Source organism: Pseudomonas sp. NPDC077408, assembly GCF_050269105.1.
Taxonomy (GTDB): domain Bacteria; phylum Pseudomonadota; class Gammaproteobacteria; order Pseudomonadales; family Pseudomonadaceae; genus Stutzerimonas.
In genome coordinates, this window is the sequence record NZ_JBNNHS010000006.1 from 33,989 (window position 1) to 48,550 (window position 14,562).

Annotated in this window: 16 protein-coding genes; 14 read left to right on the top strand and 2 right to left on the bottom strand. The window is 59.8% G+C overall.

Annotation, left to right across the window (positions count from 1 at the left end; translation table 11 throughout):
- Nucleotides 1–9 precede the first annotated feature (9 nt).
- From flhF to ACQKEK_RS15795, 14 genes are all read left to right on the top strand, one after another.
- Nucleotides 10–1,287: a flagellar biosynthesis GTPase FlhF gene (flhF, locus tag ACQKEK_RS15730; protein ID WP_499143709.1), complete on the top strand. Its 1,278-nt coding sequence runs from the start codon at nt 10–12 to the stop codon at nt 1,285–1,287.
- A 91-nt stretch (nt 1,288–1,378) separates the two neighbouring features.
- Nucleotides 1,379–2,209 carry a flagellar synthesis regulator FleN gene (gene fleN, locus ACQKEK_RS15735; RefSeq protein WP_045425761.1) on the top strand — a complete coding sequence of 277 codons (831 nt, stop codon included), beginning with the start codon at nt 1,379–1,381 and terminating at the stop codon, nt 2,207–2,209.
- Nucleotides 2,210–2,223: 14 nt separating this feature from the next.
- Complete coding sequence (fliA, locus tag ACQKEK_RS15740; RefSeq protein ID WP_045425763.1) at nt 2,224–2,949, top strand: RNA polymerase sigma factor FliA; 726 nt, start codon at nt 2,224–2,226, stop codon at nt 2,947–2,949.
- A gap of 117 nt (nt 2,950–3,066) precedes the next feature.
- A complete protein-coding gene (locus ACQKEK_RS15745; protein WP_172830728.1) occupies nt 3,067–3,441 on the top strand; it encodes a chemotaxis response regulator CheY in 375 nt (124 codons plus the stop codon).
- A gap of 23 nt (nt 3,442–3,464) precedes the next feature.
- Nucleotides 3,465–4,259: a protein phosphatase CheZ gene (locus tag ACQKEK_RS15750; protein WP_499143710.1), complete on the top strand. Its 795-nt coding sequence runs from the start codon at nt 3,465–3,467 to the stop codon at nt 4,257–4,259.
- A gap of 12 nt (nt 4,260–4,271) precedes the next feature.
- On the top strand, nt 4,272–6,482 hold the full coding sequence (locus ACQKEK_RS15755; protein ID WP_499143711.1) for a chemotaxis protein CheA: 2,211 nt from the start codon (nt 4,272–4,274) through the stop codon (nt 6,480–6,482).
- A gap of 48 nt (nt 6,483–6,530) precedes the next feature.
- Nucleotides 6,531–7,631: a protein-glutamate methylesterase/protein-glutamine glutaminase gene (locus ACQKEK_RS15760; RefSeq protein WP_499143712.1), complete on the top strand. Its 1,101-nt coding sequence runs from the start codon at nt 6,531–6,533 to the stop codon at nt 7,629–7,631.
- Nucleotides 7,631–8,371: a flagellar motor protein gene (locus ACQKEK_RS15765; protein WP_045425775.1), complete on the top strand. Its 741-nt coding sequence runs from the start codon at nt 7,631–7,633 to the stop codon at nt 8,369–8,371. The genes ACQKEK_RS15760 and ACQKEK_RS15765 overlap by 1 nt, the downstream gene beginning before the upstream one ends.
- A 139-nt stretch (nt 8,372–8,510) precedes the next feature.
- The gene (gene motD / locus ACQKEK_RS15770) at nt 8,511–9,338 is read left to right on the top strand and encodes a flagellar motor protein MotD (protein WP_499143713.1); all 828 of its coding nucleotides are present in this window, start codon (nt 8,511–8,513) and stop codon (nt 9,336–9,338) included.
- A 90-nt stretch (nt 9,339–9,428) separates the two neighbouring features.
- Nucleotides 9,429–10,217 carry a ParA family protein gene (locus tag ACQKEK_RS15775; RefSeq protein ID WP_045425780.1) on the top strand — a complete coding sequence of 263 codons (789 nt, stop codon included), beginning with the start codon at nt 9,429–9,431 and terminating at the stop codon, nt 10,215–10,217.
- 86 nt (nt 10,218–10,303) lie between these two features.
- Nucleotides 10,304–11,128, top strand: a complete 825-nt coding sequence (locus tag ACQKEK_RS15780; RefSeq protein WP_499143714.1) for a CheW domain-containing protein — start codon at nt 10,304–10,306, stop codon at nt 11,126–11,128.
- An 85-nt stretch (nt 11,129–11,213) separates the two neighbouring features.
- A complete protein-coding gene (locus ACQKEK_RS15785; RefSeq protein ID WP_019340623.1) occupies nt 11,214–11,693 on the top strand; it encodes a chemotaxis protein CheW in 480 nt (159 codons plus the stop codon).
- Nucleotides 11,694–11,696: 3 nt separating this feature from the next.
- On the top strand, nt 11,697–12,110 hold the full coding sequence (locus ACQKEK_RS15790; protein ID WP_128119101.1) for a DUF2802 domain-containing protein: 414 nt from the start codon (nt 11,697–11,699) through the stop codon (nt 12,108–12,110).
- A gap of 146 nt (nt 12,111–12,256) precedes the next feature.
- Nucleotides 12,257–12,697, top strand: coding sequence for a rhodanese-like domain-containing protein (locus ACQKEK_RS15795; RefSeq protein ID WP_499143715.1), 441 nt, complete (start codon nt 12,257–12,259; stop codon nt 12,695–12,697).
- On the opposite strand, the gene ACQKEK_RS15800 is transcribed toward ACQKEK_RS15795, so the two are convergent.
- The gene (locus ACQKEK_RS15800) at nt 12,678–13,001 is read right to left on the bottom strand and encodes an EscU/YscU/HrcU family type III secretion system export apparatus switch protein (protein WP_499143716.1); all 324 of its coding nucleotides are present in this window, start codon (nt 12,999–13,001) and stop codon (nt 12,678–12,680) included. The two genes, ACQKEK_RS15795 and ACQKEK_RS15800, sit on opposite strands and share 20 nt — an antisense overlap.
- Nucleotides 12,998–14,521 carry a flagellar hook-length control protein FliK gene (gene fliK / locus ACQKEK_RS15805; protein WP_499143717.1) on the bottom strand — a complete coding sequence of 508 codons (1,524 nt, stop codon included), beginning with the start codon at nt 14,519–14,521 and terminating at the stop codon, nt 12,998–13,000. The genes ACQKEK_RS15800 and fliK overlap by 4 nt, the downstream gene beginning before the upstream one ends.
- Between the last annotated feature and the right edge of the window lie 41 nt (nt 14,522–14,562).

Consider the following 14,562-nt stretch of genomic DNA (forward strand, 5'->3'; position numbering starts at 1 on the left):
CTACAGGCCATGCAGGTCAAACGTTTCTTCGCAGCCGACATGCGTATCGCCATGAAGATGATTCGTGACGAGCTGGGCGCCGATGCCGTGATCACGGGAAACCGTCGGGTTGCTGGCGGCGTCGAGTTGACCGCGGTGCTTGATTATCCGATGGAGTCGGCGGCGGCGAAGCAGCCGAACCCGGCACTGGAGGCCGAGCTGCGCAAGACTCAGGCTCGTCTCGCCAGCGCGCATGCCGAAATGAGCGCGCCATCGCGTGGATCGGTCGGCCAGGATCGTCAGCTGCTTGACGAAAAGCCGGCTGCAGCTGCCCAAGCAGCTCCGGTTGCCGCAAGTTCGTCGTTCGAATCGCGTGCGGTCGAGGCGATGCAGTCAGAGCTACAGGGGCTGCGCGAACTGATCGAAGTGCAGCTCGGTTCGATTGCCTGGGGACAGGAGCAGAGCCGCCGTCCCCAACAGGCTGGCCTCTGGCGTCGCCTGCAGCGCATCGGTCTGCCTGCAGAACTGTCGCGCGCCTTGTTGGAAAAGGTTTCGACCGTATCGGAGCCACGCCAGGCCTGGCGGATGTTGTTGGCGTATCTGGCGCAATCGATCAAGGTCAGCAAGGTCGAGCCGCTGGAAGAGGGCGGTGTCATTGCCCTGGTCGGCCCGGCCGGTGCCGGCAAGACCACTACGCTGGCCAAGCTCGCGGCGCGTTACGTGCTCAAGCACGGCCCGCAGAGCATCGCTTTGGCGAGCATGGATAACTACCGCATCGGTGCTCAGGAACAGCTGAAAACCCTGGGACGGATTCTCGACGTTCCGGTCATTCAGCTGGACCCCAGCCAGCCCTTGAGCAAAACCTTGGCGCCGCTAGCCCGTAAGCGCCTGATCCTTGTCGACACCGCCGGCCTGCCAGCGGGTGACTCGATGATGAAGGTGCAACTCGAGGCCCTGGCGGACCGCGGCATCAAAGCGAAGAATTACCTGGTCCTGCCTGCAACCAGCCAGAGTCAGGTGCTCAAGGCGACTTGGCACAATTACCGTCGTTGCGGGCTGGCTGGCTGCATTCTGACTAAACTGGATGAAGCCGGGAGCTTGGGTGACGTACTTGGTCTTATCATCAGTCAGCACCTGCCCATCGCTTACATCGCTGATGGGCCGCGCATTCCTGATGACCTGCATCTGCCACGCAGTCACCAGTTGGTCAGCCGCGCGGTGAGCCTGCAATCGGAAGAGGCTCCTAGCGAGGAAACCATGGCTGACATGTTCTCCGATCTGTACAACGGTTCTAGGAAGGTCGGATGAACGCAATGCTCCGAGAGACACACAAAGAAGACGCGTTCCCGCTGAACGCATCGATGGCCCAAGGGCTCCAGCAAGAGATAGGCGTGTGAAAATGGGTATGCATCCCGTACAGGTTATTGCAGTGACCGGCGGCAAGGGTGGCGTCGGCAAGACCAACGTGTCGGTCAATCTGGCCTTGGCGCTGGCCGATCTCGGGCGTCGAGTGGTATTGCTCGACGCTGACCTTGGTCTGGCTAACGTCGACGTGTTGCTCGGCCTGACGACAAAACGCACCCTGGCCGATGTCATTTCCGGTGAATGCGACCTGCGCGATGTGCTGATTCAGGGGCCGGGCGGCATACGTGTTGTTCCGGCCGCTTCCGGCACTCAGAGCATGGTGCAGCTGTCGACGCTTCAACATTCTGGCCTCATCCAGGCTTTCAGCGACATCGGCGATGATATCGATGTGCTGATCATCGACACCGCCGCTGGCATTGGTGACGGTGTGGTGAGCTTTGTTCGCGCCGCGCAGGAAGTGTTGCTGGTGGTCACCGACGAGCCCACGTCAATCACCGATGCCTATGCGCTGATCAAACTGCTCAATCGTGACTACGGCATCAGCCGCTTCCGGGTCTTGGCCAACATGGCCCATGCGCCGCAGGAAGGGCGCAACCTGTTTGCCAAGCTGACCAAGGTGACTGAGCGCTTCCTCGACGTGGCGCTGCAGTACGTCGGCGCCATCCCGTATGACGAAGCGGTGCGCAAGGCTGTGCAGAAGCAGCGTGCCGTTTATGAGGCCTACCCGCGCGCAAAGTGCTCGCTGGCGTTCAGGGCTATCGCGCAGAAGGTGGACACTTGGCCGTTGCCGGCAACGCCACGCGGTCATCTGGAGTTCTTTGTGGAGCGCCTGGTCAGGCCCGCCGCAGAGCCTAACGAACAATAGCGGCTGGATTCGGTATGTATTACAGCAAAGCTCAGGCTAAAGACTCGCAATATCAACTCATCGATCAGTACGCACCGCTGGTCAAGCGCATTGCCTATCACCTCCTGGCACGTTTGCCGGCGAGCGTGCAGGTCGACGACCTGATGCAGGCCGGCATGATCGGCTTGCTGGAGGCGTCAAAAAAATATGACGCCGGAAAAGGGGCGAGTTTCGAGACCTACGCCGGTATCCGCATCCGCGGCGCCATGCTCGACGAGGTGCGCAAAGGTGACTGGGCGCCGCGTTCGGTACACCGAAACTCGCGCATGGTCAGTGAGGCGATTCGGGCAATTGAGGCTAGAACAGGACGCGACGCTAAAGATCAGGACGTTGCGGCCGAACTTAAATTGAGTCTCGATGAGTACTACGGCATTCTGGGCGACACCCTGGGCAGCCGCCTGTTCAGCTTCGATGATCTGCTTCAGGAAGGCGAGCACGGGGAGTTCGAGGAGGATGCAGCCAGCACCCATCCGGAACCGTCCCGCGATCTTGAAGACGAGCGTTTCCAACAGGCGTTGGCCGAGGCCATCAGTAACCTGCCCGAACGTGAAAAGTTGGTGCTTTCGCTGTATTACGACGAAGAGTTGAACTTGAAGGAAATCGGTCAGGTACTGGGCGTCAGTGAATCACGGGTGAGCCAGTTGCACAGTCAGTGCGCGGCCCGTCTGCGGGCTCGTCTTGGCGAGTGGCGCGCGCGTTAACGACCGGTTTGCGACAAAAGCATTAGAGACCGCTTACGAGCTTCATTCATGAGGCTCGCAAACAGACCGTGAGCAGGTCTCGATTCTGGATTTACGGAGGTGTACTTGGACAAGAACATGAAAATCCTCATCGTCGATGACTTTTCGACCATGAGACGGATCATCAAGAACCTCTTGCGCGATCTGGGTTTTACCAACACTGCCGAGGCAGATGACGGCACCACTGCGCTGCCGATGCTCAAGAGCGGAAGTTTCGATTTCCTCGTCACCGACTGGAACATGCCCGGCATGAGCGGCATCGATTTGCTGCGCGCGGTGCGTGCCGATGAGCGCTTGAAGCATCTGCCGGTATTGATGGTGACCGCTGAAGCCAAGCGCGACCAGATCATCGAAGCCGCGCAGGCTGGCGTAAACGGTTACGTGGTCAAGCCATTCACGGCTCAAGTGCTCAAAGAGAAGATCGAAAAGATCTTCGAGCGCGTCAACGGCTGAAGCAGTAACGCCGCGAGGGCACTATGACGCAAGCAGACCAAACCCTGGCAGAGTTCGAAGCAACTCTGATGGCTCACGCACCCCAATTGATTGAAAGTCTGCAACAGGGTCGTTTCGACGAAGCGACGCAGATGTTCAATGAGCTCAATCAGGCGCGCAATCACGGGATCTACCTGGAAGTTGGCAAGCTCACCCGGGAGCTGCACAACGCCATCGTAAAACTCGAGATGGATACCTGTGCCACCGGGGGGGATCCGTCACCGATCACCGATGCGACTGATCGGCTGTCGTACGTGGTGGAGATGACCGAGAAAGCGGCCAACCGCACCATGGACCTGGTTGAAGAATCGGCGCCCCTGGTCAATTACGTGAGTTACGAGGCGCAGAGCCTCACTGCTGATTGGCAGCGTTTCATGCGGCGCGATATGAACGCTGAACAGTTCCGTGAGCTGGTCAAGCGCATCGACCAGTTTCTCCAGCGCAGCATGAACGATGGCAGTCAGCTGTCGCAGAACCTTAGCGAAATCATGCTGGCTCAGGATTTCCAAGACCTTACCGGTCAGGTGATCAAAAGAGTGACCCGGCTCATTACCGAACTCGAAAGTAACCTGCTTAATCTGGTGCTGATGGCCGGCCAGGTTGACCGCGTGGCGGGCATCCAGCACGACCGCGACGCGATGCGCGCCGAGCAGGAAATGAAAAAACAAGAAAAACAGCCTTCCAATGGTGAAGGTCCGCAGATGCATGCCGATATACGTGAAGACGTCGTATCCGGGCAGGACGACGTTGATGATCTGCTTTCGAGCCTGGGCTTTTAGGGGAAGTTAAATATGAGCTTCGACGCCGATGAAGAAATCCTCCAGGATTTCCTGGTAGAGGCCGGCGAGATTCTCGAACTATTGTCAGAGCAGCTGGTGGAGCTGGAAAGCAGCCCCGATGACACAGCCTTGCTCAATGCGATTTTTCGCGGTTTCCATACGGTAAAAGGCGGTGCCGGGTTTCTCCAGCTGCATGAGTTGGTGGAGTGCTGCCACATCGCTGAAAACGTCTTCGACATCCTGCGCAAGGGTGAGCGTCGCGTCGACTCGGAATTGATGGATGTCGTGCTGCAGGCCTTGGACTCCGTCAATGAAATGTTTAGCCAGGTGCGCGAGCGTACCGAAGTAACCCCGGCGACGCCCGAGCTGCTGGCAGCGCTGGCCCGTTTGGCCGAGCCGGCCGGAGCGCAGGAGCCCATAGTCGAAGCGTCTGTCGAGACTGAGCCTGAGTCTGAGCCCGCTACGACCGCCGACAGCGAGTTCGAGCAGTTTCTTGGCGCGCTGGACGAATCTGCCGAGGCGCCCTCTTCAAACGCCCCGGATGAAATTACCGACGAGGAGTTCGAATCGCTGCTCGATCAGCTCCATGGAAAGGGTCAATTCGCGACGGAGCAGCAATCGACTTCGGTCGCTCCTGCTGCTGCGGTGGCGGGACAGTCTGCCAGCGACGAGATTACCGACGACGAATTCGAGGCATTGCTCGATCAACTGCATGGCAAAGGCCAGTTCGTCGAACCGGTTGCCGCTGCGCCTGCTGCCCCTGCCGGGTCCGTTGACAAGCCTGCCGCGGCGGGTGGCGATGACATCAGCGATGACGAATTCGAAGCGCTGCTGGACCAGCTGCATGGTAAGGGCAAGTTTGAACCCGATGCGGCCGCGCCAGTCGCGGCTGCAGCTGTGCCTGCCACCAAGCCCGCACCGGCTGCCGCGGCTGCCGAGAAAAAGGCTGCGCCAGCGAAACCGGCAGCAAATGCCGTAGCGAGCAAGGCTGCTGCCCCTGCGAAAGCGGAGCTTGCATCCAAGCCTGCTGCAGCTCCGGAGAAGCCCGCGAGCGAGGCTGAGACCACCGTTCGAGTCGACACTGCGCGGCTCGATGAAATCATGAACATGGTGGGTGAACTGGTACTGGTGCGTAACCGCTTGGTGCGCCTGGGGTCCAACAGCGCCGATGAAGCCATGGCCAAGGCCGTGTCGAACCTCGATGTGGTGACCGCTGACCTGCAGAGCGCCGTGATGAAAACGCGCATGCAGCCGATCAAGAAGGTCTTCGGCCGATTCCCCCGTCTGGTCCGTGATCTGGCTCGCAGCCTCAAGAAAGAAATCAATCTGGAACTGGTCGGCGAAGAAACCGACCTGGACAAGAATCTCGTCGAGGCCTTGGCTGATCCGCTGGTGCACTTGGTGCGCAACGCAGTCGACCACGGTATCGAAACACCGGAAGAGCGCGAAGCTGCCGGCAAGCCACGCACCGGCAAGGTCGTGCTCTCCGCCGAACAGGAAGGCGACCACATCCTGTTGCTGATCACCGATGACGGCAAAGGCATGGATGCAGATGTTCTGCGCGCCAAGGCGGTAGAGAAGGGCTTGCTCGATAAGGACGCAGCCGATCGCCTGAGTGATCTGGAATCCTACAATCTGATCTTTGCGCCGGGCTTCTCGACCAAGACGGAGATCTCCGATGTGTCCGGCCGCGGCGTTGGCATGGACGTGGTCAAGACCAAGATTTCGCAGCTCAACGGCACCGTCAACGTCTTCTCCAACAAAGGCCAGGGCTCGCGCGTTGTAATCAAAGTGCCCCTGACGCTGGCGATCATGCCAACCCTGATGGTGATGCTGGGTAACCAGGCATTCGCTTTCCCGCTGGTCAGTGTTAACGAGATCTTCCACCTCGACCTGTCCCGTACCAACGTGGTTGATGGTCAGGAAGTGGTGATCGTTCGCGACAAGGCGCTGCCATTGTTCTATCTCAAGCGCTGGCTGGTGCGCGGTGCCGAGCTCGAAGAGCAGCGTGAAGGTCACGTGGTGATCCTCAACGTCGGCAACCAAAGTATCGGCTTCGTCGTCGATCAGCTGGTGGGGCAGGAAGAGGTAGTGATCAAGCCGTTGGGCAAGATGCTGCAGGGCACTCCGGGAATGTCCGGTGCGACTATCACTGGCGATGGTCGTATCGCCTTGATCCTGGATGTCCCGAGCATGCTTAAGCGTTACGCACGCCGGATCTGATCAGTAGGCAGCGGTTTTTCACGGACCGCTGTCGCTAGGAGTTGTTTTATGGCAGTCAAGGTCCTGGTGGTGGACGATTCCGGCTTTTTCCGCCGCCGTGTATCGGAGATCCTTTCTTCAGATTCGAATATCCAGGTGATCGGAACCGCGACCAACGGCCGCGAGGCAATCGACCAGGCGCTGGCGTTGAAACCGGACGTCATCACCATGGACTACGAGATGCCGATGATGGACGGCATTACCGCGGTCCGGCAAATCATGCAGCGCTGTCCAACACCCGTGCTGATGTTCTCATCGCTAACCCACGAAGGCGCACGGGTCACACTCGACGCGCTGGATGCGGGAGCCGTCGACTTTCTGCCGAAGAACTTCGAGGACATCTCGCGAAATCCGGACAAGGTCAAGCAACTGCTCTGCGAAAAGGTCCACTCCATTTCGCGCAGCAATCGCCGCTTCAGCAGTACCAGTGTCGCTCCGGCTGCTACGGTGCCGGGGTCTCGGTCAGCTAGCGTCGTGTCGGGCACGGCTCCTGTTGCCCGGCATACGACGCCCGCCCATACGGCGCCGGTTTCGGCGCCTCGTCGGAAATCGTACCGGCTGGTCGCCATTGGCACTTCAACTGGTGGGCCGGTGGCGCTTCAGCGCGTGCTAACGCAGCTGCCCGGCAATTTTCCGGCGCCTATCGTGCTGATTCAGCACATGCCGGCCGCGTTTACCAAAGCCTTCGCCGAACGTCTGGACAAGCTCTGCAAGATCCGCGTCAAGGAGGCCGAAGACGGCGATCTATTACGTCCAGGCTTGGCACTGCTGGCGCCGGGCGGCAAACAGATGATGGTCGACGGGCGAGGTACGGTGCGTATCCTGCCGGGCGACGAACGCCTCAACTACAGGCCCTGCGTCGACGTCACCTTTGGATCAGCCGCCAAGGCGTACGGAGACAAGGTACTGGCGGTCGTGCTAACCGGTATGGGGGCTGATGGCCGTGAAGGCGCACGGATGCTCAAACAGAGCGGCAGCCAGGTCTGGGCGCAGGATGAGGCCAGTTGTGTGATTTATGGGATGCCGATGGCAGTGGTCAAGGCCAACCTCAGCGATGCCGTGTACGGGCTCGATGACATCGGTCGCCATTTGAGCGAGGCGTGCATCTGATGGATGTACTCAGCCTGATCGGGCTGGTCCTTGCGTTTGTTGCCATTGTCGGGGGTAACTTCCTCGAAGGCGGGCATGTGTCGGCGCTGCTCAATGGCCCGGCCGCACTGATCGTGCTTGGCGGTACGCTCGGTGCGGTGCTGCTGCAAACGCCAATGGCGGTATTCATGCGAGCGATGTCGGTGATGGGGTGGATTTTGTTCCCCCCGCGTATCGACATGGTCCGTGGTATCAGCTTGGTCACGAGCTGGAGCGCCACGGCGCGAAAGGAGGGTTTGCTGGGGCTTGAGCCGATCGCCGAAACCGAGCCGGATCCCTACGCACGCAAAGGCTTGCAGCTGCTGGTCGACGGTGCTGAGCCGGAAGTGATTCGCAGCATTCTCGAGGTTGACCTGTACACGCAGGAAACCCGCGATCTGAGGGCGGCGAAAGTGTTCGAGAGCATGGGTGGCTATTCGCCCACGGTAGGCATCATCGGTGCGGTGATGGGGCTGATACATGTCATGGGCAATCTCGCCGATCCCAGTCAGCTGGGCAGTGGTATTGCGGTTGCATTCGTTGCCACGATTTACGGTGTGGCCTTTGCCAACCTGCTGGTTTTGCCGATGGGCAACAAGCTCAAAAGCGTGGTGCAGAAGCAGACCGCTTACCGCGAAATGTTGCTCGAAGGCGTTCTGTCGATTGCCGAAGGAGAAAACCCTCGTTCAATCGAAATGAAGCTCCAGGGTTTCATTGATTAACTGACGGAATGCCAACGGCGCCCTTGCCGCTGCGGTCCTGGGAACGAAGATGGAAAAGGCTCCAGTCAAGACGATCATCAACTTAGGCTCTGAAACGCCTAGCTCGATGAGTTGCGCGCTAAACGCTGGAGGCATCTGAATGGCCCGTCGCCGCACTCACGAAGAGCCGGAGAATCACGAGCGTTGGTTGGTGTCCTACGCGGATTTCATCACCCTGCTGTTTGCCTTCTTCGTGGTGATGTATTCAATCTCTTCGCTCAACGAGGGCAAATACAAGATTCTGTCCGATTCGTTAGTAGGCGTTTTCAATCAGGTCGACCGAGCGGTCAAGCCGATTCCGATCGGTGAAGAGAGACCACGTACCACGCAGCCGGATGCATCCCAGATCGACGAGCCGCAATCGTCTCAGCAGCCAATCGATCCGCTGCAAAGCATCATGCAGAGCATGCAGGCGGCCTTTGCCGATCTGATCGATTCGAAGCAACTGACGATTCGCGGCAACGAGCTCTGGGTTGAAATCGAACTGAATTCAAGCCTGCTTTTCCCCAGCGGCGATGCGTTGCCTAACGACCATGCGTTCGATCTGCTGGAGAAGATTGCCGGGATTCTGGCGCCTTTCGACAATCCCATCCATGTCGAAGGATTCACCGATAACCTGCCGATCAACACCGAAAAGTTTCCTACCAACTGGGAGCTTTCCGCCGCCCGTGCAGGCAGTGTGGTGCGAATGCTAGCGGCCGACGGTGTCGACCCGGCACGCTTGGCCGCAGTGGGTTACGGCGAATTTCAACCCATTGCGGATAATTCCACCGCCGAGGGCAGGGCGCTTAATCGTCGGGTGATTCTGGTTGTTTCACGCAATCTGGACGTTCGTCGCAGCGTCAGTGGTGTGGGAAGTGGGAATGCTCGACCTGTCGGAGTGGCCCCGCAACCTGGCACACAACGTGCTGTTCCTTCTGATCGTTAGGTGCCGCTCGCGGCGTCGTCAATTCTCCGTCGCCGGCCAAGGCCGAGACGGCCGATCCCGGTCTGGTTCGATCCGGATGGAAAGATACATATGAGAGTCTGGGCTGTAGCCAATCAAAAAGGTGGAGTGGGCAAGACCACTACCTCCATAGCACTTGCCGGTTTGCTGGCCGATTCGGGCAAGCGGGTCGTAGCGCTGGATCTCGACCCCCATGGCTCGATGACGAGCTATTTCGGTCATGACCCGGATAACCTCGATCACAGCGTCTTCGATCTGTTTCAGCACCAGGGCACGGTTCCCGAGGGTTTGCCTTGGCAACTGCTGCTGCCGACTAGCCATGAGCGCCTTTCCCTGTTGCCGTCCAGCACGGTACTGGCGACGCTGGAGCGTCAGTCGCCCGGCCAGAACGGTCTCGGTCTGGTCATCGCCAAAAGTCTTTCTCAGCTGTGGCAGGATTTCGACTACGCCATCATCGACAGCCCGCCGCTGCTTGGGGTCCTGATGGTAAACGCGCTGGCAGCCAGCCAGCAGTTGATCATTCCGGTGCAGACTGAGTTTCTGGCCATGAAGGGCTTGGAGCGGATGGTCAGCACGCTGAGCATGATCAATCGGTCGCGCCGGCAGGCCTTGCCTTACACCATCGTGCCGACGATGTTCGATCGCCGCACTGCAGCCTCGATGAGCACACTCAGGGTCTTGCGTAATGGCTACCAGGACAACCTCTGGCAAGCCTTCATTCCGATCGATACACGTTTGCGCGATGCCAGTCGTGCCGGCCTTACGCCGTCCCAGCATGATCCGAGCAGCCGGGGCGTGCTCGCCTATCGCGCGCTGCTCAAAACACTGCTAGCGGCGCAAGCTTCGCCGCAGGTGGCCTGAATGACGACGTACGGCCGCGTTCGCCGTTCAAGTTCGACATGGGTGCGGCCGATAGCCTATCCAGTGGGTTCGCACGAGTTGGTTCCATGAGTCGTACCGTTCTTAAAGAAAGCCGATCGCAACAGACGCTGCAGTCATATCTCGACGCCCTGTTGCAGGACGCCGTCATCGGATTGGCTGAGTCGGTCAGTCCAGACGAGTTTCAGGCTGCCGTGCTTGAGGAGCAACAGCGCGATACGCAACGGGTGGTTGCGCTGCGCCCGGTTACTCCGCCCGAGCCCGAAGCTGTTGCCGTTCCGGTGATAGTCGAGGCGCAGCCGTTGCTCGAATTGCCACCCGAGTTACCCGCGAAGGCGCCGCCTGTACCGGTCGAACCCGTTGCCATACTTGAGTCGCAGGGCCAAGCGCCGGGCGGTCCGCCAGCGCTCCTGAGCCGCCAGCCAGAGTGGGGCGAGGAGCCGTTCGAGTGCCTATTGTTCGACGTGGCCGGGCTGACGCTGGCGGTGCCGCTGGTCAGTCTCGGCTCGATTTATCCACTTGCCGGGCATGAGCTGACGCCGTTGTTCGGCCAGCCGGCCTGGTTCCTCGGCATCTTGCCGAGCCAGGCTGGCAATCTGAAAGTTCTGGATACCGCACGCTGGGTGATGGCTGAGCGGTATCGCGACGATTTCCGCGACGGGCTTCAGTATGTAATTTCGGTGCAGGGCTATGAGTGGGGGCTGGCGGTACACCAGGTCAGCCGCTCGATTCGTCTGGACCCGAAAGAAGTGAAGTGGCGCACTCAGCGTACTCAGCGCCCTTGGCTCGCCGGGACGGTGATTGACCACATGTGTGCGCTGGTGGACGTGACCGCGCTCGCCGAGCTTATCGCCAGCGGTGCGACCCGACATCTCAAGGGCGTTCCGTCGTAACGACTTGAACAAACAGAGGGGCACGCAAGCGCCCCGACTAACCGATAGAATCAACCGCCAGTGCGGTACATGAAGAGGTGGGGCTATGAAGATGACTTCCGCACAGGGTTCCGATGATCCGGTCCTGCAATGGGTAACCTTCCGTCTGGATAATGAGACCTATGGCATCAACGTGATGCAGGTTCAGGAAGTGCTGCGCTATACCGAAATCGCCCCCGTGCCGGGTGCCCCCAGCTATGTGCTGGGCATCATCAACCTGCGTGGCAACGTCGTTACGGTGATCGATACGCGCCAGCGCTTTGGTCTCGACACGGCGCCGGTATCGGACAACACCCGTATTGTCATCATAGAGGCAGACCGCCAGGTGGTTGGCATCTTGGTCGACAGCGTTGCCGAGGTGGTCTACCTGCGCCAATCGGAGATCGAAACCGCACCTAACGTCGGTAACGATGAATCCGCGAAGTTTATCCAAGGCGTGTGCAATAAGAACAATGAGCTGCTGATTCTGGTCGAACTAGACAAGATGATGAGCGAAGAAGAATGGGCGGAACTTGAGAGCATCTGAAACATGATCGCGTCGCTGGTAGCGGCGGTCGTTGCGCTTGCCTTGTGCTGCCTCGCATTGCTCGGTTGCTGCATCTGGCTGTTCCGCCGCCAGCGACAGCAGGCAGAAACGCAAGCGCTCGCAGACGCTGCCCGTGACCAGCGCATCAAGACGCTTACCACCCGGCTGGATAACTACCTGGAAAGCAACGTTCGGATGGGCAAAGACCTGCATGAGCTGTCGCGCATCGTTGCCCCGTTGCCAGAAAAGCTGGGCCAGCTCGAGCAGCGCGATCCGAACAATTTCTCCTTTTCCCAAGCGGCCAAACTGGTTGGTATGGGTGCCAGCGTCGATGATCTGACGCAATCCTGCGGTCTGTCCCAGTCCGAAGCCGAGCTGATGCGCAAGTTGCATCAGGCGCGTCGCAATCCTGATTAGTGCCAGGCAGGTGTGTCGCCGCCCTCCGGTGACAACCGTCGGCCCTCTGGCTGTGGCAGTGAACGATATGACTATTGCTTCCTCCAAACTGGACAAGGTTTCGCCATGTCTGGTGCAGGCCTGTGCCCGAGGGCAAGGAGGATGTGATGCTGCGCATTCTAATGCTGTGCCTGCTGGCGAGCCCGGCTTGGCTCTGCGCAGCGGAAGCGCCGCCACAAGTAAACGGTGCAATGACCGTCAATGTTTATCAGGCTCGGCAGCTCCATGCGCTTGGCGCCGTGTTCATCGACGTGCGCCCGCGGCACGAGTGGGCCTGGGGTCACGTTGAAGGCGCGGTGCACATGAGTCTGGCGCGTGAGTTCTTCGGACTGTCGCGGACCGAATGGCCAAGAAGCGTCCCCCTGGTGGTCTACTGCAACAGCGAGATCTGTCCCGCCAGTGCCGAGGCGGTTCGCCTCGCGGTCGCGTGGGGTTACCAGCAGGTGTTTTACTTCCGGGAAGGCTATTTCGCGTGGATGCTGGCTGATTTTCCTCAGGAGAAGGGCCAAATCAATAGCATCGCAACGCTTAATGCCCAGGCCCATTGAGCCGCGGGACGTCCGGTGTGTCTTTGGGATCGCTAAAGCCTGGCGGACATTTGCCTTTAAGGTACCAGGCGAAGGCGATGATCTCGGCGATTGTGCGATAGAGCGCTTCCGGAATCGCATCGCCCAGTTCCAGGCGCGCCAGCAATTTAACCAGTTCGGCATTTTCGTAGATTGGCACGTCGTGTTCGCGGGCGATAGCCAGTATCGCTTCGGCCAATTCATCGTCCCCCTTCGCTGAAAGGGTTGGTGCGGTGGCGCCATCATAGGTGAGTGCGATGGCCTGGCGCGGTGTGCTGGTGATCATGCGGTTTCATCCACGAAGCGTTGATCCAATGAAGTACGCGGCCCCTGCGGCGGCGTTCCCTGCCGGCAGGCCAATTCGCCGACGTTCAACCCGGCCGTGACCAGGCGTTGACGTAGGTGCTCGAGCTCTGCCGAGATCAGCTCGGCGGTACCGCTGCGTTCGGCCCAGATCTGGCTCGAAAGGCTACCCTGAAGCAACTGTGCCTGGACTTGCAGCGGGCCGAGGGGAGCGACATCGAATGCGAGCTCTACCTTCCACAGCGTTTCCGGTTTGTCCTTGCGGTTTTGCTGAGACTCTTCTTCACGTTGGAATTTCACCTGCAGTGGCACGATATCGCGCTGGTCGCGCATCGGTACCTCAAGCTGCCAGGTTGTGACCTGGGTACCGTCCGGGTTGGTCTGCGTCTGGGCAAGGCTGGACAACTGATGTGTCTGTAGCCGCGATACTGCAGCCGCGGCCAGTTTCAGCAGAATCTCAAGGTCGGCTTCTTCATCGGCGTTGGGCAGCAGTCGGCTCGGCAAAGGGAAGTTTTGCGCTAACTGGCGCGGATTTGGCTGGCCAAGCGCACCGAGTGCATTACGGGCGAAAGCCGGCAGAGCCTGGCCGAGGTTTGCACCGGCCTGCGCTGCTGTTAGCGGCCCTCCACCCGGCAGGCCCGGTAGTTGCGCGATTAGGCGTAGCAGAGCGGCTTTCATGTCTGTCGGCAGATTGCTTGCTTCGCCACGCAGAAGACTACTTTCGAGAAACACCCCGCTGCGCGCCAATGCCTGCGCCAACGTCTTGGCATCGCCAAGCTGTTGCATATCCGGCACCAGGCCGAGCAGCCGCTCGGCTGCCCCGCGCAACTGGTCGGGCAGAGCCGAGCTGGATCCAAGCGCGCTGAGCAGCCCCTCAATCGAGCCTTGGCGGCCATGCTGCGCGGTCAGCTGTTGACCCAGCACCAACTGATCGAGGCGGCCGCTCAGTGGCACGAAAGCCAACGACTGGTCGCCCTGAACGCGTGCTGTGATCAGGCTGCCCGGCGCGAGCGGCATAGCGGATTCGACGTTGAGCTTCTGTCCAGCGAGCGGCGAATTGAGCAGGGTGATCACGACCTTGAAAAGAAGCTTGCCGTCCTGCTGGGTCTGCTGGCTGGCCGTCACCTTGCCTTGCACTACGCTGCCTATTGGCAGTTGCGAGAGATCGATGCGGCTCTGCGGCTGGCGATGGCCGGGCTGCAGCGTGGCCATCAGGCGCGAATCGGACACGGCGGTGATGAGCAGAGCGGCTCCGGGTGTGGCGGCTTTCGGGCTGGTCGTTTCGACCGTTGCCTGTCGTCCGTTGGTCAGGGTCAGGCGCAGCGTCAGCTGAAAGCTTTGCAGCGCCTCCTTGATACTGATGACTTCCGCCTCGGCACTCTCGCCCGCGGCAAGCAGTCCCTGCATCGGCTGCAGCAATTTCAACGCGAGGTCAGCGGGCGCCACTGCCGGGCGAGCTGGACCAGCGGCGGGAATCGCCTGAGTGCTTTTGATCTCGGTCATCTTACTTAAATGCTCTTACAACCTTTCTACGTTGTGGTCTT

Excerpts from the sequence above, each read along its gene's own strand:
- ACQKEK_RS15800 (WP_499143716.1), bottom strand. The coding sequence starts at position 13,001 with ATGATCACCAGCACACCGCGCCAGGCCATCGCACTCACCTATGATGGC.
- ACQKEK_RS15795 (WP_499143715.1), top strand. The coding sequence starts at position 12,257 with ATGCTGCGCATTCTAATGCTGTGCCTGCTGGCGAGCCCGGCTTGGCTC.
- ACQKEK_RS15785 (WP_019340623.1), top strand. The coding sequence starts at position 11,214 with ATGAAGATGACTTCCGCACAGGGTTCCGATGATCCGGTCCTGCAATGG.
- ACQKEK_RS15760 (WP_499143712.1), top strand. The coding sequence starts at position 6,531 with ATGGCAGTCAAGGTCCTGGTGGTGGACGATTCCGGCTTTTTCCGCCGC.
- ACQKEK_RS15750 (WP_499143710.1), top strand. The coding sequence starts at position 3,465 with ATGACGCAAGCAGACCAAACCCTGGCAGAGTTCGAAGCAACTCTGATG.
- ACQKEK_RS15755 (WP_499143711.1), top strand. The coding sequence starts at position 4,272 with ATGAGCTTCGACGCCGATGAAGAAATCCTCCAGGATTTCCTGGTAGAG.
- ACQKEK_RS15775 (WP_045425780.1), top strand. The coding sequence starts at position 9,429 with ATGAGAGTCTGGGCTGTAGCCAATCAAAAAGGTGGAGTGGGCAAGACC.
- flhF (WP_499143709.1), top strand. The coding sequence starts at position 10 with ATGCAGGTCAAACGTTTCTTCGCAGCCGACATGCGTATCGCCATGAAG.
- ACQKEK_RS15765 (WP_045425775.1), top strand. The coding sequence starts at position 7,631 with ATGGATGTACTCAGCCTGATCGGGCTGGTCCTTGCGTTTGTTGCCATT.
- fleN (WP_045425761.1), top strand. The coding sequence starts at position 1,379 with ATGGGTATGCATCCCGTACAGGTTATTGCAGTGACCGGCGGCAAGGGT.
- fliA (WP_045425763.1), top strand. The coding sequence starts at position 2,224 with ATGTATTACAGCAAAGCTCAGGCTAAAGACTCGCAATATCAACTCATC.
- fliK (WP_499143717.1), bottom strand. The coding sequence starts at position 14,521 with ATGACCGAGATCAAAAGCACTCAGGCGATTCCCGCCGCTGGTCCAGCT.
- ACQKEK_RS15745 (WP_172830728.1), top strand. The coding sequence starts at position 3,067 with ATGAAAATCCTCATCGTCGATGACTTTTCGACCATGAGACGGATCATC.
- ACQKEK_RS15780 (WP_499143714.1), top strand. The coding sequence starts at position 10,304 with ATGAGTCGTACCGTTCTTAAAGAAAGCCGATCGCAACAGACGCTGCAG.
- ACQKEK_RS15790 (WP_128119101.1), top strand. The coding sequence starts at position 11,697 with ATGATCGCGTCGCTGGTAGCGGCGGTCGTTGCGCTTGCCTTGTGCTGC.
- motD (WP_499143713.1), top strand. The coding sequence starts at position 8,511 with ATGGCCCGTCGCCGCACTCACGAAGAGCCGGAGAATCACGAGCGTTGG.